Genomic DNA, 23,020 nt, shown 5'->3' with positions numbered 1-23,020 from the left:
CACGCCGCGCCACCGGGGCTCAGCCCTGGTCGCAGTCGCGTGGCCGGGGCCAGGTACGCGCGGGTTTCTGCGCCTTGACCTCGTCGCTCGCTTCGATGCCGACGGTGTCACTCCCCAGCAAGGCCTCCAGTTCCGCGATGCTGCGGATGTAGCGGTCCAACGGCTCAAGCGTCGCCTGGTTGGGGATGTACCAACTGATGGCCTGGGTCTTGCCATCCGCATCGGTGGTCAAGATGGTTTTCCAGAAGGCATCAGGTGTGCGGATACCATGGGACTCGAGGAAGAAGTCATTCGCCGGGTTATCGTGGATCACCCCGCCGTAGACCTGTACCGGCGCCAGGTCGCGATAGCATTCCGAAACCTCCTCCGTTTGCACCCAGATCCCCTGGTTGAAGCGCGCGGCCTGGGGCACGATATTGCTCATGTAATGGGCCTGGCGAATCGCCAGGCCGCTGTGGTCCATTTGATTGGAGGGCACCAGATGCCCCCGGTCCCAGCCGGGTACCGCGCTGTATCCTCGAGTGGAAAATTGCGTCGGGCAGCCGGCGGGCAGATCAGGGTCCAGTTCAAAGCCCCTGGGCCGCTTGGCATTGCCCTTGTCGGCGGTCAACTGATACGCGTACCTGAGCGCCGTGCGATTTTCACAGTCATAGGTCAGGGTAAAGCCCTCGCGGACCAGGGTGATCTGCCCGGGAGGCGGCGCCAGATCCGGCAATGGCGAGACACAGCCGCCAAGGCCCAGCAACAGCCCCCCCAGGAGCGCTCGGCGGCCGGCACTGGTAAACGCCGCGTACGAAACCGGCCTGATGGGGTGTACTGCATTGTTCATTTTGATGTTCCTCATCAATAACGATCTGCCCTTGGCAGTCCGTCAGGAAGAGAACATTCTTTTGTTGCCTATGTCTGTCAGAACGGGACGAAATGAGCGAGGGGCCTGTCATTACACCTTGGCGTTATAGCCCGACAGGCCCTGGCACAGTAGCATCAGGCCCCTTAGCCGCCAGAGACGATTCCATGCTGATTCCCTACGACCAACTCGAACCCGACACCCTCACCCGCCTGATCGAAGACTTCGTCAGCCGCGACGGTACCGACAACGGTGACGACACGCCCCAGGAAACCCGCGTGCTGCGGGTACGCCATGCATTGAGCAAGGGCCAGGCGGTGATTCTCTTCGATCTCGAAAGCGAGCAATGTCAGTTGCTGCCCAGGCACGCGGTGCCGAAAGAGTTTTTCGACTGATCGTCAGACAACGGAGTCGCGGACAGGCTCCGGCTCCCCCAGTTGGGTCAGGATCCGACGGTAGATTTCCGCACGGTGCACATTGACGTTCTTCGGTGCCTCGACACCGAAACGAACGTGGTTACCGTTAATGGCGAGAATTCTCACGGTGATGTTATCGCCGATGGAAATCATCTCGCCGACGACGCGGCTCAGTACAAGCATGGCACTCAATCCTCAAGGGTTTATGAGCGCCCAAGACTGCCCGGCCCGATGAGCAGCTTCAATGCAGGCACGGCAAATCAGCCGGCCCTGACCCACAGGGCCGACTCGCCCTACAGAATAAGATTACTGGCTGAGCCAGGTCGGAGATTTTACCGAAGAGAGCCGGATTCAGGACGGTGAAAAGCGCGGCCCCAGCAGGATGATGCTCGCACCGAGAACACAGAGCGCGGCGCCCAACCAGTCGGAACCGAGGGGCCGGATACGCTCGATCAGGCCCAACCAGGCAATCGAAGCAATGATGTAGATACCGCCGTAGGCCGCGTAGGCCCGACCGGCGTAGGTTGCCTCGACCTTGGTCAGCAGCAGCGCGAACAGCGTCAGGCTCAACAGCGCCGGGGCGACCCACCAGGCGCTCTTGCCCAAGCGCAGCCACATCCAGAAGGCATAACATCCGGCGATTTCAAACAGTGCCGCGAGAAAGAACCACAGGTAGTTGATCACAATAAACGCTCGTCAGGATTGCCCATTGCCGGCAACCCTAACCAGCCGTCGATCCGTGGGCAAGCTCAATGCGGGACTTGTTTGGCCTTGGCCCGCATCTTGTCGGCCATCACGGTCATTTCGTCATAGAGCAACTGCGGATTCTTCTGTTTGAGGGCCCAAGCCATGCGCCCTTGCTCGTGGGGCAGAATCATGAATTCGCCCAGGCCGACCCGGGTATAGATGTAGTCGGCGATGTCGCTCGCGCTGATCGGCGAGCTTTCCAGCAGCTTGCCGACCTGGGCCTTCATCGCCGGCGTAGGCCCGCGGAAAGAGTCCAGCAGATTGGTCTGGAAAAACGACGGGCAGACCACGTGCACGCCGACTTCCTGCTGCGCCAGTTCGATCAACAGGCTTTCCGACAACGCCACTACGCCAGCCTTGGCCACGTTGTAGTTGCTCATGGCCGGCCCCTGCATCAGCGCCGCCATGGAGGCGATATTGATGATCTTGCCCTTGCTCTGTTCCAGCAGCGGCAGGAACGCCTTGCAGCCCTTGACCACCCCCATCAGGTTGATCGCGATCTGCCAATCCCAGTCTTCGAGAGACAACTCGCTGAAGAACCCGCCCGAGGCAACACCGGCATTGTTGACGATCACATCGATGCCGCCGAATTTGACCTCACACGCCTGGGCGAATGCCGTCAACTGGCTGTAGTCGCGCACGTCGCAACGCTGGGTGAAACCATCGCCGCCAGCTTCGCGCACCAGCCTGAGGGTTTCCAGCAGGCCCGGCTCGCTGACATCCGACAGCGCCAGACGCCAGCCTTCGCGGGCCCAGCGCAGTGCGATTTCGCGGCCAAGACCGGAGCCGGCGCCAGTGATCATGATGCGATTGTGCATAGCAGATGCCTTGTGGGTTCTGAGGACGATGAGCGGCAGTGTAGCGAAGGACGCTCGAAGGCCCATGCACCATCAGATTGCTGAATGCTCCAGGCAAAGTGACGACTGAGGGGGAAGGCGCAGCTTTATTGTTCGACACCGCCAAGGTGGGAACGGTCGATCAATAAAACAATAAGACGAGGGGGCGAGAAAGGTCGGAAAAAAACTGAATTTTCTTCTCGGCGCTCAAGTCGGACTTATCAAGCAGCCTGTTATTCAACAGCTGAACGTGCGCGATAGCGTCTCGAAAAACAGAACAAGGAAAGCACCATGAGTCTTATTCTGATCGTCATCCTGATCCTGCTGCTGGTCGGTGGCCTGCCCGTTTTCCCACACTCCAGAAGCTGGGGTTATGGTCCATCGGGGGTGATCGGGACAGTCTTGATCGTACTGCTGATCCTGGTACTGCTCGGCAGGATATGAACCTGCTGGCTTGAGTCGGCTCGCGACGGTCCGGTTGACGATCATCGCGAGCCAGCGAGTGCGGTATCAGTCGTTGCTCGGTTTGTTCACGGCCTGCAACACGTATTGCGGCAAGGCAAACGCACCGAGATGGATCTCGGGATTGTAGTAGCGCGTGACAATACCGCTGCCAGCAAAGCGCTGGCGCAGGGTTTCCAGAGACAACTTGCGCGACGCGGTGTGGGTCGCGCCCCAGGCGAAGGTCATGGCACCGCCGATGTAGGTCGGTATCGCGGCCTGGTAGAAGTGCCAGTCCGGGAACAGGCTGCGCAGGCGTCCCGCGGTGGTCTGCACTTCGGCCAACTGCATGAACGGCGTACCGTTCTGGGTCACCAGGATGCCGCCTTCGTTCAGGCAGCGACGGCAGGCCTGGTAGAAATTTTCGGAAAACAGCACTTCACCGGGACCGATGGGGTCGGTGGAGTCGGAAATGATGACGTCGAACTTTTCTTCGGTGGTGGCGACGAAACGCATGCCGTCGTCGATCACCAGGTTCAGCCGCGCATCGTCGAACGCGCCCTTGGAGTGCTCCGGCAGGAACTGCTTGCACATCTCGACCACGGTGGCGTCGATCTCGACCATGGTGATGCGCTCGACGCCGCGATGCTTGGCCACTTCACGCAGCATGCCACCATCACCACCACCAATGATCAGCACGCGCTTGGCACTGCCATGGGCGAGGATAGGCACATGGGTGAGCATTTCGTGGTAGATGAACTCATCGGCCTCGGTGGTCTGGATGACACCGTCCAGGGCCATGACCCGGCCCATGCGGGCGTTTTCGAAGATCACCAGGTGCTGGTGCCCGGTGCGCACTTCGTGCAGCAGCTTGTCCATGCGAAAGCGCTGGCCGTAGCCTTCGTAGAGGGTTTCCTGGTAGTGGGTTTCAGGCGTATTGCTCATGGGAAGTGCTCCGGTGAAGGCGAGTGGCAACGGACGGTTCCCCGCCCATGGCGGGCTATCGAACAAGCAATGGGCACCAGCGGCCATAGCCTCGATAATCCGGGAAAGGCGCGCATTTTACGTTGCGAACTATGACAGGTCGAATCGTCCCGGGACAAAGGCCGCCGACTTCCACGGTCAAGGAACGAGATATTTGATCAGCAGTGCGGTGACTGTCGACACGGTACCGACAAAGCCAATGGCAATCGCGACCGGGTACCAGAACGTTTCACGGGTCATCTTCCCCGCCTCGGCATTGAGCTTGCGTTGCTCGGCGATAAGCTTGGCAATCTCGACATGGGTTTTCTCAAGCTGGGCCTGTTCCATACTCATCTCCTGCATGGGCTAATCCTTTAGCGTAGGGTTTCGGGACAGGTCCTCCCTTGAAGCCAGAGAAGAGACCTGGGGGCAAAGCTTCCAAGCTTTTTACCCTGCTCGAACCCTAGGACTTCATCCGTGTAAATACCATCAGCCCCCTACAACCAAAATCGTAGGCAATTTCCGAGACGCAACCAGAATGTGCCCCCTCTGCCAGGGTGGCACCTTGTTCAAGCGCGCATTTGACCGCCACTAGCGCAGATTGCCACGCGGCCCGGCGATGGCCCAGATGATCAGGCCGAGTACCGGCAGCAGGATGATCAGCAGGATCCAGAGGATCTTCATCCCGGTTTCGGCGCCGCTTTTCAGCACATTGAGGATGGCCCAGATATCCAGCGCCAGGATGATCAGGCCGATCAGGCCGTTGAAAGTGGAACCCATGGTCTTGCTCCTAGATGAGGATCTGCCCCCATAGGATAGCCGGCCGCCGCCAGGGTTCACTTTATTGCTGCGCGTTCAACCGCGGCGACTCAGACGTGCAGCGCGACTCTCAGGGCTTCCAGGGAGGGCGCGGCGGCAATCCCGACCTCTCCACACAGGGCCAGCACTCGCGGCAGGTCATTGCCGTAGACCAGCACCGCCTGCAGTTCGTCGTCGAGCAACTGGCTGAAGTTCACCAGTACGTAGCCGCCCATCTCCGGGTTCATGCTGCTCAATTGGACCTGGATACGGTTCAAGGCGGTCAAGGCCTCGACCTTGGCCAGCTGCTTGGGCTTGATATTGAAAGGCACGTCCTTGCCGAAGGACTCGACGATCCGGGCGAACAGGTCCATGTAGGTGTCGGCCTGGAACAGCACGGTCTCGGGCAGGCTACCGACCACCACCCACTCGCCCAGGGGAATCGGAAAACTGTCGTCGTAGTTGATGTCCGGATTGGCCGCCAGGAAACCGGCCTGGTCGGCGTAGGCCTGGGCTGCTTCATCGGCGATCTGCAGGATTTCGGCCTCGCTCATGCAGCCGGAGCTGATTTTGCTGATGAGTTCGACGAGGGCGGTTTTCATGGACAGGTCCTGCAGAGGAGAAAATGACGGCCGCGAAGAATACACCAATTCCCCCTGAAGCCGGTCCATCCGCGCCTGAATCCCTGTCGACGGGCTGGCGAACGGTATCACCATGGCACCATTTGGCATTTTTATTTTCATAAAATTGATTTATGAAATAAAACATGTCATTTATAGCCGCGACAAGATCAGGCGGAGCTACCCGCCACGCCAATCCGGACGGCACCTCGCCCACACTTCACAAACAACGGGAGTCAACAATATGAACAAGACAGGACTTCTAGGTGCCCTGGCCCTCTGCGCCTTCAGCATCCTGGCCCATGCCGACGAGGACAGTCTGCGTATCGGTATCGAAGCCGCTTACCCACCCTTCTCCTACAAGACCCCGGAAGGCAACCTCGGGGGGTTCGATTACGACATCGGCAATGCCCTGTGCGATGAAATGAAGGTCAAGTGCCAATGGGTGATCCAGGAGTTCGACGGGATGATCCCCTCGCTCAAGGTGCGCAAGATCGATGCGGTGCTGTCGTCGATGTCGATCACCGACGACCGCCTGAAATCCGTCGACTTCAGCGAAAAGTACTACCACACCCCAGGCAAGTTCGCGATGAAGGCCGGCAGCCTGATCAACGATCCGCTGGTGGATCTCAAGGGCAAGAAAGTCGGCGTGCAGCGCTCCTCCACCTACGACCGCTTCGCCACCGAACAACTGGAGAAAGCCGGCGTCGAGATCGTGCGCTATTCCTCACAGAACGAGGCCTTTCTTGACCTGGCGTCGGGTCGCCTGGACGCCACCCTCGCCGACATCGTCAACACCGACGAGAGCTTTATCAAAACCCCGGCGGGTAAAGGCTTCGCGCTGGTCGGCCGCGACATCAACGACCCGAAATACTTCGGCCGGGGCGCCGGTATCGCCCTGCGCAAGGGTGACACCGCGAACGCCGCGCGCCTGAATGCGGCCATCGATGCGATCCGCGCCAATGGCAAGTACCAGCAGATACAGGCCAAGTACTTCGCGTTCGATATCTACGGCGAGTAAACCTTCCCGTGACCTTGGCGCCGGCTTGCCGCGGGCGCCCTTTCCCCACTTGTCCCGCGCGCCCGACGGCGCTTCGGGCGAGGAGTTTCATCATGCTCCACGGTTACGGATCGAGCATCCTCGAGGGTGCCTGGCTGACCCTCAACCTGGCCCTGAGTGCGATGGCCATGGCCATTGTCCTGGGTCTGATCGGTGCCGCCTTTCGGTTATCCCCGCTCAAATGGCTGGCGATGCTGGGTGAGGGTTACACCACCCTTATCCGCGGCATCCCCGACCTGGTCCTGATTCTGCTGATTTTCTATGGCGGTCAGGATCTGGTGAATCGCCTGGCTCTTGCACTCGGCTACACCCACTACATCGACATCAACCCCTTCATGGCCGGTGTCTGCACCATGGGCTTCATTTTCGGCGCCTATCTCTCGGAAACCTTTCGCGGTGCCTTCATGGCCATTCCCGGCGGCCAGGGCGAGGCCGGGATGGCCTATGGCATGAGTGGCCTGCAGGTGTTCCGGCGGATCCTGCTGCCACAGATGATTCGCTTCGCCATTCCCGGTTTCACCAACAACTGGCTGGTGCTGACCAAGTCCACCGCGCTGATCTCGGTGATCGGCCTGCAGGACATGATGTTCAAGGCCAAGAACGCCGCCGATGCCACCCACGAACCCTTCACCTTCTTCCTCGCCGTGGCGGCGCTTTACCTGATGCTGACCAGCCTGTCGCTGCTGGTGCTGCGTTATCTGGAAAAACACTATTCGGTCGGCATCAAAGCCGTCGAGCTGTAAGTGGAGAGCCACCGATGATTCTCGATTACAACCTGATCTGGCAAAACCTGCCGCTGTATCTCGGGGGGGCCTTGCTGACCCTCAAGCTGCTGCTGATCTCCCTGGCCCTGGGCCTGATGCTGGCCATCCCCCTGGCGCTGCTGCGGGTCTCCCGCTCACCGCTGCTCAACTTCCCGGCCTGGCTGTACACCTACGTGATCCGCGGCACGCCGATGCTGGTGCAATTGTTCCTCATCTACTACGGCCTGGCGCAGTTCGAAGCAGTCCGCCAGAGCCTGCTCTGGCCCTATCTGTCGAGCGCGACCTTTTGCGCCTGCCTGGCCTTTGCAATCAACACCAGTGCCTACAGCGCAGAGTTGCTCGCCGGCAGCCTGAAGTCGACACCCGGCGGCGAAGTCGAGGCCGCCCGGGCCATGGGCATGTCGCGCATGACCCTGTACCGACGCATTCTCCTGCCCTCGGCCTTGCGCCGCGCGCTGCCGCAGTACAGCAACGAAGTGCTGATGATGCTGCAAACCACCAGCCTGGCGTCGATCGTCACCCTCGTCGATATCACCGGCGCGGCGCGCACCGTCAGCGCGCGCTTCTATTTGCCCTTCGAAGCCTTTATCACCGCCGGCCTGATCTACCTGGCCATGACCTTCGCCCTCGTGCGTCTGTTCAAGTTGGCCGAGCGCCATTGGCTGGCGTATCTGGCGCCACGCAAGCACTAAGGAACCCCCATGCAGCAGATCAACTACGTCCTGCCCTGGAGCGCCACGGGCACCGAGCGCCAGCTGTCACTGTTTCGCTTCGGCAGTGGCTCGCGCAAGGCCTACATCCAGGCCTCCCTGCACGCCGACGAACTGCCCGGCATGCGCGTCGCCGTCGAGCTCAAGCGCCGCCTGCGTGAACTGGAAGACCAGGGGCGCTTGATCGGTGTGATCGAACTGGTACCCATGGCGAACCCCATCGGCATCGGGCAGATGTTCCAGGCCACCCATCAGGGTCGCTTCGAGTTCTCCAGCGGCAGCAACTTCAATCGCGACTTCCCGCAACTGACCGACGCCGTGGCCCGGCAGTTGGAAGGCCAACTGGGCGCGGACGCCGTGACCAACGTCGGACTGATTCGTCGCGCCATGCTCACGGTCATCGAGCACCTGCCCCCGGCCATCTCGGAACTTGACGGTTTGCGTCGCCAGTTGTTGCGCCATGCCTGTGATGCCGATGTGGTGCTGGACCTGCACTGCGACTTCGAGTCGATCATGCTGCTCTACGCCCTGCCGCAAAACTGGTCGCGCCTGTGTTCCCTGGCCGCGCGCCTCGGCGCCGGAGCCGCCCTGCTGGCCGAGGATGCCGGCGGCAATGCCTTTGACGAAGCCTGTGCCAGCCCTTGGGTGCAACTGGCCAAACGCTTCCCACTGGCCAATATCCCCCTCGCCTGCATAGCCACGACCGTTGAGTTGCGAGGTATGGCCGACACCGATCGCGAGCCCTGCATCGCCAGCGCCGAGCAGATCCTCGGCTACCTGGCCGAACAGGGCCTGATCAGCGGTCAATGGCCGGCCGCGCCCGCCCTCTGCTGTGAAGCCACTCCGTTCGCTGGAGCGCAATATGCCTACGCGCCACACCCCGGCGTGGTCAGTTTCCTGCAGCCGCTGGGTGCGCGAGTCAAGGTCGGCGACCCGCTGTTCGAAGTCATCGACCCCGTGACCGACCAGCACAGCGTGGTGACCGCCAGCACCGACGGCATTCTCTATGCCCGCGAACGTCTGCGTTTCGCCCAACCCGGCTTGTGGCTGGCGAAAGTCGCCGGTCGTACCCCTATTCGCCAAGGTCGCTTGCTCAGCGACTGACTTCAGCAGAGTGAACAGCATGAACAAACTTGAAATTCAGGACCTGCACAAAAGCTACGGTGCTCACGAAGTGCTCAAGGGCGTGTCGCTGGAGGCAAAAGCCGGTGATGTGATCAGCCTCATCGGCTCCAGCGGCTCCGGTAAAAGCACTTTCCTGCGCTGCATCAATTTGCTTGAACAACCCAATGCCGGTCAGATACGGCTCAATGGTGAACAGCTCAAGCTGGTGACCAACGCCTCGGGCGGGCTCAAGGCCGCCGAGCCGAAGCAACTGCAACGCATGCGTTCGCGACTGGCCATGGTGTTTCAGCACTTCAACCTGTGGTCGCACATGAGCGCCGTTGAAAATGTCATGGAGGCCCCGGTGCAGGTCCTCGGTGTGTCCAGGAAAGAGGCCCGGGAAAAGGCCGAACACTACTTGAACAAGGTCGGCGTGGGACACCGCCTGAACGCCTATCCGGCGCACATGTCCGGCGGCGAGCAGCAGCGTGTGGCGATAGCCCGGGCCCTGGCCATGGAACCGGAAGTGATGCTCTTCGACGAACCCACTTCGGCGCTCGACCCGGAGCTGGTCGGTGAAGTGCTCAAAGTCATGCAGGACCTGGCCCTGGAAGGTCGCACCATGGTCGTGGTGACCCATGAAATGGGCTTCGCCAGGGAGGTCTCCAACCAGTTGGTATTCCTCCACAAAGGCCAGGTCGAAGAACGCGGCAACCCGCGCGAAGTGCTGCGGGGGCCCCAGTCCGAACGTCTCCGGCAATTCCTCCGCGGCAGCTTGAAATAGCCGCCGCCTGACGCCCCGACCATTGCCGGCCCCGCACGTCGACGGCCGGCTTCGGATACACTGGCACCCGCCCTTCCACCCCCAGAACCTGTTGAGCCGGATATGCCGACCCCCTCGAAAAACACTACGGTCTATGCCGCACCGGTCATGCGCAAACTGGCGGAAATCGTTGCCGACCTGCAGCCCTCGTTGCGCAAGGTGGCCGACTTCATCCTGCGCCATCCGTTGAAAGCCGCGACCCTGACCATCGAGGAGATGGCGCAGGCCACCGCCACTTCACCCGCCGCGGTCAACCGCCTGGCCAAGGCGCTGAACCTGGGTGGCTACACCGGTATGAAAGCCGAGCTGGTGGCGACCTTGCAGCAGATGGTGTCGCCGGTGGACAAACTGCGCAACGAACTGGCGCACCGCCCCGGTGGCGCCTTCGGCTTGCATGAGCAGATCGAGAGTGCCATTGGTAACCTCGGCACCACCGGCACCAACAACCACCCCGAGACCTTCGAAGCCTTTGTCACCTGCCTGACCCAGGCCCGCAAGATCTACATCCTCGGGTTTGGCAACAGCGTCTACATGGCCGGCCTCGCGGCTTCGACCCTGATGCCCTTCTGCGCCGACGCGACCGCCATCAGCATGGAGGGCGGTAACGAAAACGCCGCTTATCGACTGGCGGCCATTACCGACCAGGACATCCTCCTGGCGATCTCGCTGCCGCGCTATTCCCTGGATACGTTGCAACTCTCGCGGTTTGCCCACGAGCGTGGCGCCACGGTGCTGGCTATCACCGACTCGCCGGCCTCGCCGCTGACCGGGATCGCCCAGCACGTGCTCTTTGCCCCGGCCGACCACGCCGTGTTGACCAGTTCCAACATCGCGGTACTGGCGTTGATCGAAGGCTTGGTAGCCGGGGTGATGGCGCGCAACAAGGAAGCCGTGAAACTGGCAACCGAACTCACGGAAAGCGTGATGTCCTACCTGCACATACCCGGCAGCAGCAAGCCAACGAAAAAGTGAGCATGGCCGCCGCGCGGTATTTGCAGCAGTGCGTCAGCCGAGGATTTTCTGCAACTGCGCCGCCGTGTCCTGGGCGCCCATGGTCTGTGCCGCGGCCAATGCGGTGACGCCGTTGGCGTCCTGGGCCCGGGGATCGGCGCCCTGGCTGAGCAGGTAATCGACAATCGTGGTGCGATTGAACATCGCCGCCATCATCAGCGCCGTGCGGCCGTCCTTCGACGCCCCCTCGACCTGGGCCCCGCCTTCGATCAGCAACCTGACCATCTCCAGGTCGCCCTTGAACGCCGCGCCGGCAATCGGGCTCTGGCCGTTATCGTTTTGTATCTGCGGATCAGCCTTGTGCTCCAGCAACACACGCACCGCATCGGCATGCCCGTGGTAACTGGCCAACATCAGCAAAGTGTCGCCCTTGTGGTTACGCAGGTTCGGCGGCAGGCCTTTGCTCAACAGGGCCGCAAGCATCGGCGCATCGCCCTTGCGCGCCACATCGAACACCTGTTCGGCGAACTCGGCGGCTTGGTCTTCGGTCATTTGTCGGGCCTGGTCGGACATGGAGCGCTCCTTGGCGTTGCTTGGACAGGGCTGTAAAGGACTCCAGTTTCCCGAGCCCCCGGCTCGCTGTCATGCCCTATTTTTCAAGCGCTTCCATAGAGACAATCAATAAAAGCCAGCGGGAGGTCCGGCGCCAGGCCTGCGCCAAACGACCAGACATCGGCAAAATGCAGGATGCACGATGGCCTTTCTTGCAAAATGCACGACCGCGTAAAACCAACAAAAACATAACTTATTGTTTTATAAGTAATTTTTTAAAACCCCATGCTGGCACAATCACTGCACCTATGACTCCATGCCCTACATGAGCTAAAGGAGTCCATAGACATGAGCCTGATCCAGGAAAAGTTTGCTTCGGTATTTTCCAACTACAAGGTCACGACCCAAGCGCGTCCGGATGGCGGCATTCTGCTGACCCTGCAGGCCAGCGACGGCAAGCAAGTCCGGCGCTCGGTTTCCTACGCGCAATTACACACCGCGGAACAACTCACCTGGGTGATCAGCGCCATTCGCCGCGACCTCGCCAGCGAGCCCGGTGAACTACCGTCGATCGCACTGTTGCAAAGCCAGAACCGCTTCGCACTGCCGACCTATCAGTAAGCAGAAAACCACAAGCACCCCGTTGAAGCCTGTCGGACTCTCCCGGCAGCCCTTCCACGGGTGCCATGCAACTTGCCTGCACCCTCTCACACCAAGCCACGATTAACCGCCTCTCCCACGGCATGCGCCCGATTGCTCACACCCAGCTTGTGATAGATATTGCGCAGATGAAACTTGACCGTGGCTTCGGAAACATCGCGAATAACGCTGATTTCCCAGACGGTTTTGCCCGCCCGTGCCCAGCGCAACACTTCCAGTTCCTTTTCGCTCAAGGTTTTGCTCTTTGACAACCGGCACCGGCGGGGCTTGTCCAGCGCGGGCAGGACGACAACGTGGGACGGTGCCTTGGAGGATTGAATAAAATCCTGTTTATTCCGCCCTCGCGAATCGGCAATATCGACCACCCTGCAAGAAACTCTGCGCACGACATCGGCACCCAGCATTTCGGGAACGTTCATGATTGTTTCTCCCTCTGGTTTCAATAGATCTCCCTGCCGTGACCAATGCTTCTTAGCCACAGACAAACACCCATCAAAAAACAGAGAGTTACACAGAAAGGGGATTTAACAAGCAACCACAAACACAAACAGGGATGCCCGACATTTCAACAGGCAATTTCCTACAACTTAAAGCACACAAGGCCGACTCAAGTTTTAATCAAGACGACCGTCCATGCTCTGTTTAACCTAAAGTGTCGCCAGATCAATCTCGGCAAAACTGCTCGCGTTCGGGTGGCCGGGCAGTTCTCCACCGTCGCGCGCCAGGCCGCAGGTCAGCATGCCGGCCTGGCGGGCGGCATCGAGTTCTTCGACGATATCCGAAAGGAACAGGATCTGGCTTGCCGGGCAACCGATGGCTTCGCTGATATGTCGATAGGACTGCACTTCGCGCTTGGGTCCCGAGGTGGTATCAAAATAACCGCTGAACAAGGGCGACAGGTCACCGGCCTCGGAACAGCCGAAGATCAGCTTCTGTGCCTGGATCGAGCCCGAGGAATACACATACAGCGCCAAGCCCTGCCCGTGCCAGTCCTGCAGCGCCCGGACCGCATCCGGGTACACATGCCCCTTGAGCTGACCGGCTTCATAACCCTGCTGCCAGACCATGCCTTGCAAGGCCTTGAGCGGCGTGGCCTTGCGGTCCTCGGCAAGCCAGTCGAGGAGAATCTCGATCACCCGCTCGACATCCGCCGCCGGCTCACCGCTGTCCAGCCGCACCGCCCCCAGTTGCACCGCCACCTCCGGGCGCTCGGCGTGTTGCCGGACAAACTCCGGCAGATGCCCGGCCGCGTAGGGAAACAGCACGTCGAAGACAAAGCTCACCGCACTGGTGGTGCCTTCGATATCCGTGAGGAGGGCTTTGATCGGCATGTCGGATCCTTCTGGGTGGAATGGCGGAGTCAGTCTTCGAGACGCGGGAAACGGTTGGCGATGTCCTCGCCGGTGAACTGGGCGACCCAGCCTTCGGGGTTGTTGAACAGGCGAATGGCGACGAAATGTGGGTGTTCGCCCATATCGAACCAGTGCGGCGTACCGGCCGGTACCGAAATCAGGTCGTTCTTTTCACAGAGCACGGCGTAGACATACTCGCCGATGTGCAGGGAGAACAGACCGCGACCGGCAACGAAGAAACGCACTTCGTCTTCGGCATGCCGGTGCTCGTCGAGGAACTTGGCGCGCAACTCGGCCTTCTGCGGGTGATCACTGTTCAGGCTGACGACGTCGACGGTGATGTAGCCGCGCTCGGTCATCAGACGGTCGATCTGCACCTGGTAGGCGGCGATCACCTCTTCCTGGCTGGCACCGGGCTGAATCGGCGCGGCAGCTTGCCAACGGTCGAAACGCACCCCTTGCTCGGCCAGGGTCGAAGCGATGTCGTCGACGTGGGTCAGGACCTTGTTCGGGAGGTCCGGGCTTGAAACGTGATAAACGGACAGGCTGCTCATGGGACTCTATTCCTCGACTGGGCTCTGCGTCGACCTGCTCTGGAGGCCGGTCCGACGCGCCGGATAATCAGATAATCAACAGTTCGTGCAAAAACCGATATTCAGGAAGACCGCAGCGAACGGACTTTCAACTCACATTCAAAGAGAAACTCGAACGCCTCGATCTGGCGCAGGGCGTCGCTCATGCGCGCCCCCCAGGTGTAGAGACCGTGCCCGCGAATCAGATATCCGACGCAATCGGGATGCGCCTCGAGCCAAGGCTGCACCTTGGCCGCCAGCCGCGCAATATCCTGGTCATTATCGAAGATCGGCACCCGCACCCGGGACTCATGGGTCGTGACCCCGGAGAAAGCCTTTTGCAGCTCATAGTCTTCGAACTCGATGAACTCGCCGGGCGTCATCCGCGACAACACCGTGGCATTCACCGAATGGGTGTGCAACACCGCGCCGATCTCCCCGCGCCAGGTATAGAGTTGGGTGTGCAACAGGGTTTCGGCCGAGGGCTTCTTGCCCGGCTCCAGGCTGTTGCCCGCCAGGTCGGTGGCGAGCACATCGTCCGGGCCCAACTGCCCCTTGTGCTTGCCAGACACCGTCAGCAGCGCCTGGCTGGCCGACAGGCGGGTCGAATAGTTGCTGCTGGTGGCCGGCGACCAGCCGCGACCATACAGAAAGCGCCCGGCCTCGATGATCTCCAGGCTCAATTGTTCACGGGTCAGGTTCATGGCCGCTCCTCTTCCATGCGTGTGGCAATGATAATGGCCGCGGCCAGGGCCGCGAGGCTGGCGATGCTGAAGGTCCAGGTCGGCCCCAGGCTGTTCCAGCTATAACCGGCGTACAACGCGCCCAAAGCCCCGCCCGTACCGGCCAGTGCAGCGTATAACGCCTGCCCCTGGCCTTGCTGGCGCGCGCCGAAGCTACGTTGCACGAAATGAATGGCAGAGGCGTGAAAGCTGGCAAAGGTCGCAGCGTGCAGCACCTGGGCGAACAACAGCACCGCCAGGTGATCGGCCAACGCGCCCAGCAGCAACCAGCGCACGGCGGCCAGGAGGAAACTGGCCAGCAGCACCCGACGGACCGAAAAGCGCGCGAGGATCCGGCTCATGGCCAGGAACATCAGCACTTCCGCCACCACCCCCAGTGCCCAGAGCATGCCGATCAGCCCACGCGTGTAGCCGAGGCTTTCCAGGTGCAGGGTCAGGAAGGTGTAGTAAGGACCATGGCTCATCTGCATCAGCGCGACACAGGCATAGAACGCCAACACCCCAGGGCGGCGCAACTGTCGCAGAAAACCTTCGCCAGGCACTCTCGGGCCCTGGCTCGGCGGCTGGGCATTGGGCACCCAGGCGCTGCTCAGGACGATACCGGTCATGATCAGCACAATGGCCACCGGGTAGATATCCAGGCTCAGGGCCTCGAACAGGCGTCCGAGTGCCACCACCGTGAGGATGAAACCGATGGAACCCCACAAGCGGATCTGGCTGTAACGTGCCGCCTGGCCCTGGACCTTCAGATGGGCCAGGGTGATGACTTCGAACTGTGGCAGCACCGCGTGCCAGAAAAACGCATGCAGGGCCATGACCAGCGCCAGCCAGGCGTAGCTCTTGTCGAAGAAGATCAGCGAAAACGCCAGCAAGGTGCAGACCGCGCCGAAGCGCACGATCGTCAGGCGCCGGCCCGTGTAGTCACCCAACCAGCCCCAGATATTCGGCGCCACGCAGCGCATCAGCATGGGAATCGCCACCAGCTCGCCAATCCGCGCCGGGGCAAACCCCAGATGGTGGAAGTACAGCGCCAGGAACGGCGCCGTCGCTCCCAGCAAGGCGAAGTAGAACAGGTAGAAACTGGACAACCGCCAGTAAGGGAGCGGCGCCCCCGGCATTACAACTGGCCCAGTACCGGTGTGCCGACCCGCACGTCAGCGTTTTGCCCGCGGTGACGCAGCAGGTGGTCCATCAGTACGATCGCCATCATCGCTTCGGCGATCGGGGTGGCACGGATGCCCACGCAAGGGTCATGACGGCCCTTGGTGATCACGTCCACCGGGTTGCCATGGATATCGATGGAGCGTCCCGGCGTAGTGATGCTCGAGGTCGGTTTGAGGGCCAGGTGCGCGACAATCGGCTGGCCGGAGGAAATCCCGCCAAGGATGCCGCCGGCGTTGTTGCTGAGGAAACCTTCCGGGGTCAGTTCGTCGCGATGTTCGGTGCCGCGCTGGGCCACGCAGGCAAAACCGGCACCGATCTCGACCCCCTTGACCGCGTTGATGCTCATCAGCGCATGGGCCAGTTCCGCATCCAGGCGGTCGAAGATCGGCTCGCCCAGGCCCGGCATCACGCCTTCGGCAACCACGGTGATCTTCGCACCGACCGAATCCTGGTCGCGCCGCAACTGGTCCATATAGGCCTCAAGCTCAGGCACCTTGTCCGGATCGGGACAGAAAAAGGCATTCTGCTCCACCGAGTCCCAGGTCTTGAACGGGATTTCGATAGGGCCCAACTGGCTCATGTAGCCACGGATAACGATGCCCTGGCTGGCCAGGAACTTCTTCGCGATGGCACCGGCCGCCACGCGCATGGCGGTTTCCCGGGCGGAACTGCGGCCGCCGCCGCGATAATCGCGCTCACCGTATTTATGGTGATAGGTGTAGTCGGCGTGGGCCGGGCGGAACAGGTCCTTGATCGCCGAGTAGTCCTTGGACTTCTGGTCGGTGTTGCGGATCAGCAGGCCGATGGCGCAGCCGGTGGTACGGCCTTCGAAAACCCCGGAGAGGATCTCCACTTCGTCGGCTTCCTGGCGCTGGGTGGTGTGGCGGCTGGTGCCCGGCTTGCGGCGGTCGAGGTCGCGCTGCAGGTCGTCCAGGGACAACTCCAGGCCCGGAGGGCAGCCGTCGACAATGGCGACCAACGCCGGGCCATGGCTTTCGCCTGCGGTGGTGACAGTGAACAGCTTGCCGTAAGTATTGCCGGACATGCAGGGCGCTCCGCGAATCGAGTCTAGATCAAGCGTGGCAGTATACGCGGGCTATCCCCGTAGTTCATCCTCGAACCTTATCCTCGATGACGAGTCGAACCGACACTCTGTAGATAATGGCGTGATAATGCTGCGATTGATTCTGATGGCCCTGACCCTGTTCAGCGGTTTTGCCCAAGCCTCCGTGCTGCTACAACAACCGATCACCCTGCACACCGGCAGCGGCGAGCTGTTCGGCTCGTTGCTGCTGCCGCGCTCCGACACACCGGTACCCGTGGTGTTGATCGTGTCCGGCTCAGGCCCCACTGATCGCGATGGCAACAATCCCGATGGCGGTCGCACCGACAGCCTCAAGCGCCTGGCCGGGGTACTGGCCAGTCACAATATTGCCAGTGTGCGCTTCGACAAGCGTGGCGTGGCCGCCAGCCTGGCGGCCGCACCCGACGAGCGAACCCTGAGTATCGAGGGATATACGGCGGATGTGGTGGCCTGGGGCGAGAAGCTCAAGGCCGACCCGCGTTTCGGGCCACTGATCCTGCTCGGCCACAGCGAGGGCGCATTGATCGCCACCCTGGCGGCGCCCAAGCTCGACGTCGCGGCGCTGATCAGCGTCGCCGGCAGCGGCCGCCCGGTCGACAGAGTGGTTCGCCAGCAACTGGCCAATAACCTGCCGCCGGCCTTGATGTTGCGGGCCAACGCTCTGCTCGACAGCCTCAAGGCCGGGCACCTGGACAACGACATCCCCGCGCCGCTGATGCCGATTTTCCGTCCCAGCGTCCAGCCCTACCTGATCAGCCTGTTTCGCCAGGACCCGGCGGCGGCTTTCGCCTGCCTGAAGATGCCCGCGCTGATCGTCCAGGGCCGCAACGACATCCAGGTCGGCGTCGGCGATGCCGAGGCGCTCAAGGCCGCCAAGCCGGACGCGCAGCTGGTGCTGGTTGGTGGCATGAACCACGTGCTGCGTATCGTCCCCGAAGATATCAAGAGCCAACTGGCCTCCTACAAGGACCCGCAACTGCCTCTGGCCGCCGAACTGGGCAGCCGGATCCTGGCCTTTATCGACGGGCTGCCGCATCGCTGAGGCCCGGCTTGAGGCCGTCAAAAGCTTCGCGGGCAAGCCCTGCTCCTACAGTCCAGTGTCGTGTGTAAAATCTGTGTTCGACACTGAACTGTAGGAGCAGGGCTTGCCCGCGAAGAGGCCCTCAAGACCGCTACAGGACCGGTGCCAGACCCAAGGGCACTTTCTGCTCCAGTCCTGCCAAAAACGGCCGATAAGCCATTGCCGGTACCGATATTGTGACCGGCAAGCTGGATACGGACAGGATCTTGCCGAATGACTGAACCCCAAGCCTCAACCGAAAACACCGCCGAAGCCGCCGAGGCCCCGCCCGTGGAGCTGCCGTGGGCGGACGTCCAGGCCGAGCACTTCAAGCTGCTGCGCCTGGCGCCCCTGCCCACCGAGCGCAGCACCGGCGCCCGCCCCCTGCGGTTTGTCCAGTTCGGCTACGCCGAGCGCCATAGCAAGGAACGCAGCCTGCTGCGCCTGGAGATCCAGCTGCCGGGACAACGGGTGCGCAAGGAACAGAACCACCTGGACGTGTGGGTCGACCACAGCACCAAGCGCGTGCATTTCGGACCGGAAAGCGGCTTGCAGGTCGAGCCGATGAATCGCGGTATCGGACGTTTCCTGGCCGCCCAGGCGGCGATCTGGGCCCAGAAGAAGGGCTCACATTACGTGGTCGATGGCGCCACCCTGCAAAACAAGGACGCCTTGAACGAAGACACCCGCCTGCGCCGCGATCACTTCCTGAAAGTCCAGGGTTACGAAGTCGAATACGCGGATGCCCCCCTGCACCTCAAGGGCAGCTACAAGGACGTGCGGGTCGGCGACCTGCGCACGGCGTGGAACACCGAAAAACTGCAATTCGTCGAAATACTCGAAGCGGCGCAGATGCTGCAGACCGCCGAACAGAACCTGCTGGAACAGGAAGTGAAGCTGCGCCAGCAGGAAGAACGGGTGAGCAAATTCAAGCGTGAAGACACCGGCCTGCGCTTCACCATCACCTGCCTGGTGGCCTTTGCGATGTTCCAGGCCGGCTTGCTGATCTGGATCGCGACCCGTCACTGAACCTTGTGGCGCCCATCCAAGGGCGCCAGGGTCAGGCCAACGACGAAGGCTTCAACCCCGATGCAACTTGCTCATCAGTTCCGCCTCGGCCTGGGTCAGGCCGCAGGACTGCGTCAATTCATCAACGCTGGCCCCCATCCCCACCAGCCGTGCCGCCTGGGCGAAGGACAGGCTCGACGGATCACGCTGCTCCAGTTGGGCAAGCTTTTCCGGTAGCGGCGCGACGACGGCCCGCAGCTCGTGCAGGTCCTCGCCCATGCGCACGGTGCCGTTCTGGAAGTTATCCACGCGCCGCGCCAGCTCCTTGATGCGCTGGTCCCGCAACGCATCGCCCTCGGCCTGCTGCCCGGCAATCAGACGCTGGTTGCGGGCATAGACCAAAAACATCCCTACGGTCCCGGCCCACAACAGGGCCAGGAGAATAACGGCGACCTCAAGAATCAATCAGATGCTCTCCAGCTCGGACCATTCTTCTTCGCTCATCATTTTGTCCAGCTCAACCAGAATCAGCAGTTCGTTGTTCTTGTTGCACACGCCCTGGATGAACTTGGCCGATTCGTCGTTACCCACGTTCGGCGCGGTTTCGACTTCCGACTGACGCAGATAGACCACTTCGGCCACGCTGTCGACCATGATACCGACCACTTGCTTGTCGGCCTCGATGATCACGATACGGGTGTTGTCGTTCACTTCGGTCGGCATCAGGCCGAAACGCTGGCGGGTGTCGATCACGGTGACCACGTTGCCGCGCAGGTTGATGATCCCCAGCACGTAGCTCGGTGCACCCGGTACCGGGGCGATCTCGGTGTAGCGCAGGACTTCCTGGACGCGCATCACGTTGATCCCATAGGACTCGTTATCCAGCTTGAAGGTTACCCATTGCAGGATCGGATCTTCGGAACTCTGTGCGGACGACGACTTATTCATACCCCTGACCCTCAATGACCGTTGATACGGTGTGTGCTCTGGCAAGCCTCGCGGGGGGACCGCTAGGACGCCGTTATTTGTTCGTTGGTTTGCTGGCTGGTTTACCGGCCGGCTTGTTCGTTTGCAGATGTTTCACCGCACCGCTGGCGATCAGTTCAGCCAGTTCGGAGACGTCGAGCAACGCACACATGTGTTCGATGACCGTGCCGGCCAGCCACGGCCGCTGTCCACGATGGGTACGCCATTTGATTTCGTTGGGGTCCAGGCGCAGGGAACGGCTGACCTGATGCACCGCCAGCCCCCATTCGTAGCCCTGGACCGAGATCACATATTGCAGCCCCTGGCGGAAATCGTCGCGATAACGGTCCGGCATCACCCAGCGCGCGGTATCCAGCACTTTCAGGTTGCCGGCCTGGCTCGGCAGGATCCCGAGGAACCATTCCGGCTGTCCGAACAAGGGCGTCAGCTCGTGCCCCGCCAGCGAATAGATCGACCCCAGGCAGACCAGCGGCACCGCCAGGGTCAGCCCGGCGACGTCGAACAGCAGGCATTCGAAAGGCTCGGCCGCCCAATGGGGACGCTCGTCGCCCTGCATCGGTGGCGGCGGGATATTCGCCGCGGGCGGCAGATGCACCTCGACCACCGGCTCCACCACCACGGGCGCGACCGGCACAACCTGCGGTATCGCCACCGGCGCTTCCAACACCACTGGCACTGGCGCAGGCGCCGCCACCACGGGAGCGGCAACCACGGCTTGCGCGGCCAGGGCATCGCGGGCCTGCTCTTCGAGCACGGCGGCCTGGAACTCGTCCAGCTCGCTGGCCGCGCTCGGCTCTACCAGCAGCGGTACCGCGACCGGCACCTCGACGGCGACGGCGATTTCCACCGGCAACTCTTCGGTCGCCTCCTGCAGCAGTGCATCCAGATAGGATTGCAGCGCCACTTGCGGCCGTGTGGTGATTTCGACAGGACGGATCATGTGTATGCCCATGGAGATGTCCCGTTACAGTAACCTGTAAAGGGTATCGGCTGGACAGGCAGATGACTTGAGGACTGGGTCACGTCAGGCCACCTGCGGAATGAGTTGTTGGGTCAGCAAGTGCTTGAGCAAGGCCCGATAGGCCAGCACGCCCCGGCTCTTGCCATCGAACTGCGACGGTGTGACACCCGCCCGGCTGGCATCGCGCAGGCGCGTGTCGACCGGAATGTAGCCTTCCCAGATGGTCTCCGGGAACTTGTCGCGCAGGACCCGCAGAGTCCCCATGGACGCCTGGGTCCGGCGATCGAACAAGGTCGGTACGATGGTGTAGGGCAAGGCCTGCTTGCGTGAACGGTTGATCATCGCCAGGGTGTTGACCATCCGTTCCAGTCCCTTGACCGCCAGATGTTCGGTCTGTACCGGCACCACCAGTTGCTGGCTCGCCGCCAAGGCGTTGACCATCAATACACCCAGCAGCGGCGGGCTGTCGATCACCGCGTAATCGAAGTCCTGCCACAGCTGCGCCAGACTCTTGGCGATCACCAGGCCCAGGCCGCTCTGGCCCGGCGACAAGCGCTCAAGGGTCGCCAGGGCGGTGCTGGAGGGCAACAGGGAAATCCGCTCGTCGCTGGTGGACAGCAGCAATTGCCCAGGCAAGCCCACAGGCACCGTGCCCCGGTGCTGGAACAGGTCGAAGGTGCTGTGTTCCAGGGTATCGGGGTCATAACCGAAATAGCTGGTCATCGAGCCGTGGGGGTCGAGGTCGACCACGACCACGCGCTTGCCCGCCTCGGCCAGCAATCCGGCTAAAGCGATGGAGGAAGTGGTCTTACCGACGCCACCCTTTTGATTGGCTACTGCCCAGACTCTCATTCAGTGTATTCCTCCCGCCCGGCGTCAAGCCGGCCGAGAAATAGCGCCAAGTTATAGAGCAGGTGCCGGAGATTTGACGGCCTTCTCGCGTACCGCTTGCTTTATCGCTGGCGGTGCAGTTTGTGTGCCAGCACGCTTCAAGGCCGCGTCCGGTGTTGCATTGGCCGTGCCGGTACCGGTCAGGCTGCGGCGTACGTCGAGATTACGCGACACCACCAGCACCACCCGCCGGTTGCGCGCCCGGCCTTCGGCGGTGGCATTGTTGGCCACCGGCTGGAACTCGCCATACCCCACCGATGCCAGCCGGCCGGGGTTGACCCCGTCCATGGCCATCATCCGTACGATACTCGCCGAACGGGCCGAGGACAGCTCCCAGTTGGTGGGGTATTGCGCGGTACGGATCGGCTGGTCGTCGGTAAAGCCTTCGACGTGGATCGGGTTGTCGAAGGGTTTGAGGATCTTCGCCACCTTCTCGATGATGTTGAACGCCATGTCACTGGGCATTGCATCGCCGCTGCCGAACAGCAGGCTGGAGTTGAGTTCGATCTCGACCCACAGTTCGTTGCCGCGCACGGTCATCTGGTTGGAACTGATCAGGTCGCCGAACGCCGCGCTGATATCGTCGGCGATGCTCTTGAGCGGGTCCTTGGCCCCCTGGCCGATGGCGGCATCGGTCTGATCGACATCCTTGATCAGCGGGTCGGCCGGCTTGACCGTGACCGGGCGCTCGTCACCGATGGGAATCGGCTTGAGGCTGCGGTCGGCGTCGTTGAAGACCCCGACCAGCGCCTGGGAGATTACCTTGTACTTGCCTTCGTTGATCGAGGAAATCGAGTACATGACCACGAAAAAGGCGAACAGCAGCGTGATGAAGTCGGCGTAGGAAACCAACCAGCGCTCGTGATTCACATGCTCTTCGTGTTGGCGACGTCTGGCCATGTCTAC

The 23,020-nt window shown here is 61.6% G+C and carries 30 protein-coding genes and 1 pseudogene; 11 read left to right on the top strand and 20 right to left on the bottom strand.

All coding sequences use genetic code 11. The features are described from left to right. Positions 1 to 19: 19 nt before the first annotated feature. Positions 20 to 829, bottom strand: coding sequence for a DNA/RNA non-specific endonuclease (locus M5C01_RS02920; protein ID WP_152737258.1), 810 nt, complete (start codon positions 827 to 829; stop codon positions 20 to 22). Positions 830 to 1,014: 185 nt separating this feature from the next. Here M5C01_RS02920 and M5C01_RS02915 point away from each other — a divergent pair, with 185 nt between their 5' ends. Then, positions 1,015 to 1,242, top strand: coding sequence for a YheU family protein (locus tag M5C01_RS02915; protein WP_103495916.1), 228 nt, complete (start codon positions 1,015 to 1,017; stop codon positions 1,240 to 1,242). Positions 1,243 to 1,245: 3 nt separating this feature from the next. On the opposite strand, the gene csrA is transcribed toward M5C01_RS02915, so the two are convergent. The 3 genes from csrA to M5C01_RS02900 form a co-directional block, all read right to left on the bottom strand. Then, positions 1,246 to 1,446 (bottom strand): carbon storage regulator CsrA, encoded by a 201-nt coding sequence (gene csrA, locus M5C01_RS02910; RefSeq protein WP_103495917.1) that lies wholly within the window; start codon positions 1,444 to 1,446, stop codon positions 1,246 to 1,248. 168 nt (positions 1,447 to 1,614) lie between these two features. After that, positions 1,615 to 1,947 carry a YnfA family protein gene (locus M5C01_RS02905; RefSeq protein WP_103495918.1) on the bottom strand — a complete coding sequence of 111 codons (333 nt, stop codon included), beginning with the start codon at positions 1,945 to 1,947 and terminating at the stop codon, positions 1,615 to 1,617. A 65-nt stretch (positions 1,948 to 2,012) separates the two neighbouring features. Continuing rightward, complete coding sequence (locus tag M5C01_RS02900) at positions 2,013 to 2,828, bottom strand: SDR family oxidoreductase (RefSeq protein WP_103495919.1); 816 nt, start codon at positions 2,826 to 2,828, stop codon at positions 2,013 to 2,015. 309 nt (positions 2,829 to 3,137) lie between these two features. Between M5C01_RS02900 and M5C01_RS02895 the strand changes: the two genes are divergently transcribed. Continuing rightward, entirely contained in the window at positions 3,138 to 3,290 is a 153-nt protein-coding gene (locus M5C01_RS02895; RefSeq protein ID WP_103495920.1) for a DUF3309 family protein, read from the top strand. A gap of 66 nt (positions 3,291 to 3,356) precedes the next feature. On the opposite strand, the gene speE is transcribed toward M5C01_RS02895, so the two are convergent. The 4 genes from speE to M5C01_RS02875 form a co-directional block, all read right to left on the bottom strand. Then, positions 3,357 to 4,232, bottom strand: a complete 876-nt coding sequence (speE, locus tag M5C01_RS02890; RefSeq protein ID WP_152737257.1) for a polyamine aminopropyltransferase — start codon at positions 4,230 to 4,232, stop codon at positions 3,357 to 3,359. Positions 4,233 to 4,409: 177 nt separating this feature from the next. Next, entirely contained in the window at positions 4,410 to 4,613 is a 204-nt protein-coding gene (locus M5C01_RS02885) for a hypothetical protein (RefSeq protein ID WP_247263009.1), read from the bottom strand. Positions 4,614 to 4,841: 228 nt separating this feature from the next. Beyond that, positions 4,842 to 5,030, bottom strand: a complete 189-nt coding sequence (locus M5C01_RS02880; protein ID WP_121138082.1) for a PLDc N-terminal domain-containing protein — start codon at positions 5,028 to 5,030, stop codon at positions 4,842 to 4,844. Between the two features lie 89 nt (positions 5,031 to 5,119). Further along, positions 5,120 to 5,650, bottom strand: a complete 531-nt coding sequence (locus M5C01_RS02875) for a hypothetical protein (RefSeq protein WP_152737256.1) — start codon at positions 5,648 to 5,650, stop codon at positions 5,120 to 5,122. A 262-nt stretch (positions 5,651 to 5,912) separates the two neighbouring features. Here M5C01_RS02875 and M5C01_RS02870 point away from each other — a divergent pair, with 262 nt between their 5' ends. The 6 genes from M5C01_RS02870 (at position 5,913) to M5C01_RS02845 (ending at position 11,101) form a co-directional block, all read left to right on the top strand. After that, a complete protein-coding gene (locus M5C01_RS02870) occupies positions 5,913 to 6,689 on the top strand; it encodes an ABC transporter substrate-binding protein (RefSeq protein ID WP_152737255.1) in 777 nt (258 codons plus the stop codon). 92 nt (positions 6,690 to 6,781) lie between these two features. Further along, entirely contained in the window at positions 6,782 to 7,471 is a 690-nt protein-coding gene (locus M5C01_RS02865; protein ID WP_103495924.1) for an ABC transporter permease, read from the top strand. A 14-nt stretch (positions 7,472 to 7,485) separates the two neighbouring features. Beyond that, complete coding sequence (locus tag M5C01_RS02860; protein WP_103495925.1) at positions 7,486 to 8,184, top strand: ABC transporter permease; 699 nt, start codon at positions 7,486 to 7,488, stop codon at positions 8,182 to 8,184. Positions 8,185 to 8,193: 9 nt separating this feature from the next. Next, complete coding sequence (locus M5C01_RS02855; RefSeq protein ID WP_152737254.1) at positions 8,194 to 9,306, top strand: succinylglutamate desuccinylase/aspartoacylase family protein; 1,113 nt, start codon at positions 8,194 to 8,196, stop codon at positions 9,304 to 9,306. 19 nt (positions 9,307 to 9,325) lie between these two features. Further along, positions 9,326 to 10,090, top strand: a complete 765-nt coding sequence (locus M5C01_RS02850) for an ABC transporter ATP-binding protein (protein WP_152737253.1) — start codon at positions 9,326 to 9,328, stop codon at positions 10,088 to 10,090. A gap of 102 nt (positions 10,091 to 10,192) precedes the next feature. Next, positions 10,193 to 11,101, top strand: coding sequence for a MurR/RpiR family transcriptional regulator (locus tag M5C01_RS02845; protein ID WP_100939052.1), 909 nt, complete (start codon positions 10,193 to 10,195; stop codon positions 11,099 to 11,101). Positions 11,102 to 11,134: 33 nt separating this feature from the next. Here M5C01_RS02845 and M5C01_RS02840 read toward each other — a convergent pair whose 3' ends face one another. Then, positions 11,135 to 11,653, bottom strand: coding sequence for an ankyrin repeat domain-containing protein (locus tag M5C01_RS02840; protein WP_152737252.1), 519 nt, complete (start codon positions 11,651 to 11,653; stop codon positions 11,135 to 11,137). Between the two features lie 327 nt (positions 11,654 to 11,980). Between M5C01_RS02840 and M5C01_RS02835 the strand changes: the two genes are divergently transcribed. Next, the gene (locus M5C01_RS02835) at positions 11,981 to 12,253 is read left to right on the top strand and encodes a DUF3509 domain-containing protein (RefSeq protein ID WP_103495929.1); all 273 of its coding nucleotides are present in this window, start codon (positions 11,981 to 11,983) and stop codon (positions 12,251 to 12,253) included. 86 nt (positions 12,254 to 12,339) lie between these two features. On the opposite strand, the pseudogene M5C01_RS02830 reads toward M5C01_RS02835, so the two are convergent. The 6 genes and pseudogenes from M5C01_RS02830 to aroC all read right to left on the bottom strand — a co-directional run. After that, positions 12,340 to 12,534 (bottom strand): annotated as a pseudogene (locus M5C01_RS02830) (helix-turn-helix transcriptional regulator); the annotation flags it as partial. A gap of 405 nt (positions 12,535 to 12,939) precedes the next feature. After that, positions 12,940 to 13,623, bottom strand: coding sequence for an acireductone synthase (gene mtnC / locus M5C01_RS02825; RefSeq protein WP_152737251.1), 684 nt, complete (start codon positions 13,621 to 13,623; stop codon positions 12,940 to 12,942). Positions 13,624 to 13,652: 29 nt separating this feature from the next. After that, complete coding sequence (locus M5C01_RS02820) at positions 13,653 to 14,198, bottom strand: acireductone dioxygenase (RefSeq protein WP_103495931.1); 546 nt, start codon at positions 14,196 to 14,198, stop codon at positions 13,653 to 13,655. A gap of 101 nt (positions 14,199 to 14,299) precedes the next feature. After that, positions 14,300 to 14,920 carry a methylthioribulose 1-phosphate dehydratase gene (locus M5C01_RS02815; protein ID WP_103495932.1) on the bottom strand — a complete coding sequence of 207 codons (621 nt, stop codon included), beginning with the start codon at positions 14,918 to 14,920 and terminating at the stop codon, positions 14,300 to 14,302. Further along, the gene (locus M5C01_RS02810; protein ID WP_152737250.1) at positions 14,917 to 16,077 is read right to left on the bottom strand and encodes an MFS transporter; all 1,161 of its coding nucleotides are present in this window, start codon (positions 16,075 to 16,077) and stop codon (positions 14,917 to 14,919) included. The genes M5C01_RS02815 and M5C01_RS02810 overlap by 4 nt, the downstream gene beginning before the upstream one ends. After that, complete coding sequence (gene aroC, locus M5C01_RS02805) at positions 16,077 to 17,168, bottom strand: chorismate synthase (protein WP_152737249.1); 1,092 nt, start codon at positions 17,166 to 17,168, stop codon at positions 16,077 to 16,079. Before aroC ends, M5C01_RS02810 begins: the two co-directional genes overlap by 1 nt. A gap of 79 nt (positions 17,169 to 17,247) precedes the next feature. On the opposite strand from aroC, the gene M5C01_RS02800 reads away from it, so the two are divergent. Both M5C01_RS02800 and M5C01_RS02795 read left to right on the top strand, forming a co-directional pair. Next, positions 17,248 to 18,249: an alpha/beta fold hydrolase gene (locus M5C01_RS02800; RefSeq protein ID WP_178129768.1), complete on the top strand. Its 1,002-nt coding sequence runs from the start codon at positions 17,248 to 17,250 to the stop codon at positions 18,247 to 18,249. A gap of 252 nt (positions 18,250 to 18,501) precedes the next feature. Next, positions 18,502 to 19,296, top strand: a complete 795-nt coding sequence (locus M5C01_RS02795; RefSeq protein WP_103495935.1) for a hypothetical protein — start codon at positions 18,502 to 18,504, stop codon at positions 19,294 to 19,296. A 51-nt stretch (positions 19,297 to 19,347) separates the two neighbouring features. Here M5C01_RS02795 and M5C01_RS02790 read toward each other — a convergent pair whose 3' ends face one another. The 5 genes from M5C01_RS02790 to motD all read right to left on the bottom strand — a co-directional run bounded on the left by M5C01_RS02790 (position 19,348) and on the right by motD (position 23,014). Beyond that, complete coding sequence (locus tag M5C01_RS02790) at positions 19,348 to 19,740, bottom strand: DUF2802 domain-containing protein (RefSeq protein ID WP_152737247.1); 393 nt, start codon at positions 19,738 to 19,740, stop codon at positions 19,348 to 19,350. Further along, positions 19,741 to 20,223, bottom strand: coding sequence for a chemotaxis protein CheW (locus M5C01_RS02785; protein ID WP_040069887.1), 483 nt, complete (start codon positions 20,221 to 20,223; stop codon positions 19,741 to 19,743). A 73-nt stretch (positions 20,224 to 20,296) separates the two neighbouring features. Then, positions 20,297 to 21,202 (bottom strand): CheW domain-containing protein, encoded by a 906-nt coding sequence (locus tag M5C01_RS02780; RefSeq protein WP_152737246.1) that lies wholly within the window; start codon positions 21,200 to 21,202, stop codon positions 20,297 to 20,299. A gap of 84 nt (positions 21,203 to 21,286) precedes the next feature. Next, positions 21,287 to 22,075, bottom strand: a complete 789-nt coding sequence (locus M5C01_RS02775; protein WP_103495936.1) for a ParA family protein — start codon at positions 22,073 to 22,075, stop codon at positions 21,287 to 21,289. A 51-nt stretch (positions 22,076 to 22,126) separates the two neighbouring features. Next, positions 22,127 to 23,014: a flagellar motor protein MotD gene (gene motD, locus M5C01_RS02770; RefSeq protein WP_103495937.1), complete on the bottom strand. Its 888-nt coding sequence runs from the start codon at positions 23,012 to 23,014 to the stop codon at positions 22,127 to 22,129. Between the last annotated feature and the right edge of the window lie 6 nt (positions 23,015 to 23,020).

The organism is Pseudomonas sp. MWU12-2319 (assembly GCF_023242525.1).
GTDB lineage: Bacteria > Pseudomonadota > Gammaproteobacteria > Pseudomonadales > Pseudomonadaceae > Aquipseudomonas > Aquipseudomonas gingeri_D.
This window is presented reverse-complemented; position numbering and strand designations above follow the sequence as displayed.

Coding starts and splice junctions, on each gene's coding strand:
- M5C01_RS02845 (WP_100939052.1), top strand. CDS start 10,193: ATGCCGACCCCCTCGAAAAACACTACGGTCTATGCCGCACCGGTCATG.
- M5C01_RS02895 (WP_103495920.1), top strand. CDS start 3,138: ATGAGTCTTATTCTGATCGTCATCCTGATCCTGCTGCTGGTCGGTGGC.
- M5C01_RS02775 (WP_103495936.1), bottom strand. CDS start 22,075: ATGAGAGTCTGGGCAGTAGCCAATCAAAAGGGTGGCGTCGGTAAGACC.
- M5C01_RS02835 (WP_103495929.1), top strand. CDS start 11,981: ATGAGCCTGATCCAGGAAAAGTTTGCTTCGGTATTTTCCAACTACAAG.
- M5C01_RS02875 (WP_152737256.1), bottom strand. CDS start 5,650: ATGAAAACCGCCCTCGTCGAACTCATCAGCAAAATCAGCTCCGGCTGC.
- M5C01_RS02815 (WP_103495932.1), bottom strand. CDS start 14,920: ATGAACCTGACCCGTGAACAATTGAGCCTGGAGATCATCGAGGCCGGG.
- M5C01_RS02810 (WP_152737250.1), bottom strand. CDS start 16,077: ATGCCGGGGGCGCCGCTCCCTTACTGGCGGTTGTCCAGTTTCTACCTG.
- M5C01_RS02865 (WP_103495924.1), top strand. CDS start 6,782: ATGCTCCACGGTTACGGATCGAGCATCCTCGAGGGTGCCTGGCTGACC.
- speE (WP_152737257.1), bottom strand. CDS start 4,232: ATGAGCAATACGCCTGAAACCCACTACCAGGAAACCCTCTACGAAGGC.
- M5C01_RS02795 (WP_103495935.1), top strand. CDS start 18,502: ATGACTGAACCCCAAGCCTCAACCGAAAACACCGCCGAAGCCGCCGAG.
- M5C01_RS02850 (WP_152737253.1), top strand. CDS start 9,326: ATGAACAAACTTGAAATTCAGGACCTGCACAAAAGCTACGGTGCTCAC.
- M5C01_RS02870 (WP_152737255.1), top strand. CDS start 5,913: ATGAACAAGACAGGACTTCTAGGTGCCCTGGCCCTCTGCGCCTTCAGC.
- M5C01_RS02915 (WP_103495916.1), top strand. CDS start 1,015: ATGCTGATTCCCTACGACCAACTCGAACCCGACACCCTCACCCGCCTG.
- M5C01_RS02855 (WP_152737254.1), top strand. CDS start 8,194: ATGCAGCAGATCAACTACGTCCTGCCCTGGAGCGCCACGGGCACCGAG.
- M5C01_RS02860 (WP_103495925.1), top strand. CDS start 7,486: ATGATTCTCGATTACAACCTGATCTGGCAAAACCTGCCGCTGTATCTC.
- csrA (WP_103495917.1), bottom strand. CDS start 1,446: ATGCTTGTACTGAGCCGCGTCGTCGGCGAGATGATTTCCATCGGCGAT.
- M5C01_RS02885 (WP_247263009.1), bottom strand. CDS start 4,613: ATGCAGGAGATGAGTATGGAACAGGCCCAGCTTGAGAAAACCCATGTC.
- aroC (WP_152737249.1), bottom strand. CDS start 17,168: ATGTCCGGCAATACTTACGGCAAGCTGTTCACTGTCACCACCGCAGGC.
- M5C01_RS02920 (WP_152737258.1), bottom strand. CDS start 829: ATGAACAATGCAGTACACCCCATCAGGCCGGTTTCGTACGCGGCGTTT.
- M5C01_RS02780 (WP_152737246.1), bottom strand. CDS start 21,202: ATGATCCGTCCTGTCGAAATCACCACACGGCCGCAAGTGGCGCTGCAA.
- M5C01_RS02900 (WP_103495919.1), bottom strand. CDS start 2,828: ATGCACAATCGCATCATGATCACTGGCGCCGGCTCCGGTCTTGGCCGC.
- M5C01_RS02840 (WP_152737252.1), bottom strand. CDS start 11,653: ATGTCCGACCAGGCCCGACAAATGACCGAAGACCAAGCCGCCGAGTTC.
- M5C01_RS02820 (WP_103495931.1), bottom strand. CDS start 14,198: ATGAGCAGCCTGTCCGTTTATCACGTTTCAAGCCCGGACCTCCCGAAC.
- mtnC (WP_152737251.1), bottom strand. CDS start 13,623: ATGCCGATCAAAGCCCTCCTCACGGATATCGAAGGCACCACCAGTGCG.
- M5C01_RS02880 (WP_121138082.1), bottom strand. CDS start 5,030: ATGGGTTCCACTTTCAACGGCCTGATCGGCCTGATCATCCTGGCGCTG.
- M5C01_RS02785 (WP_040069887.1), bottom strand. CDS start 20,223: ATGAATAAGTCGTCGTCCGCACAGAGTTCCGAAGATCCGATCCTGCAA.
- motD (WP_103495937.1), bottom strand. CDS start 23,014: ATGGCCAGACGTCGCCAACACGAAGAGCATGTGAATCACGAGCGCTGG.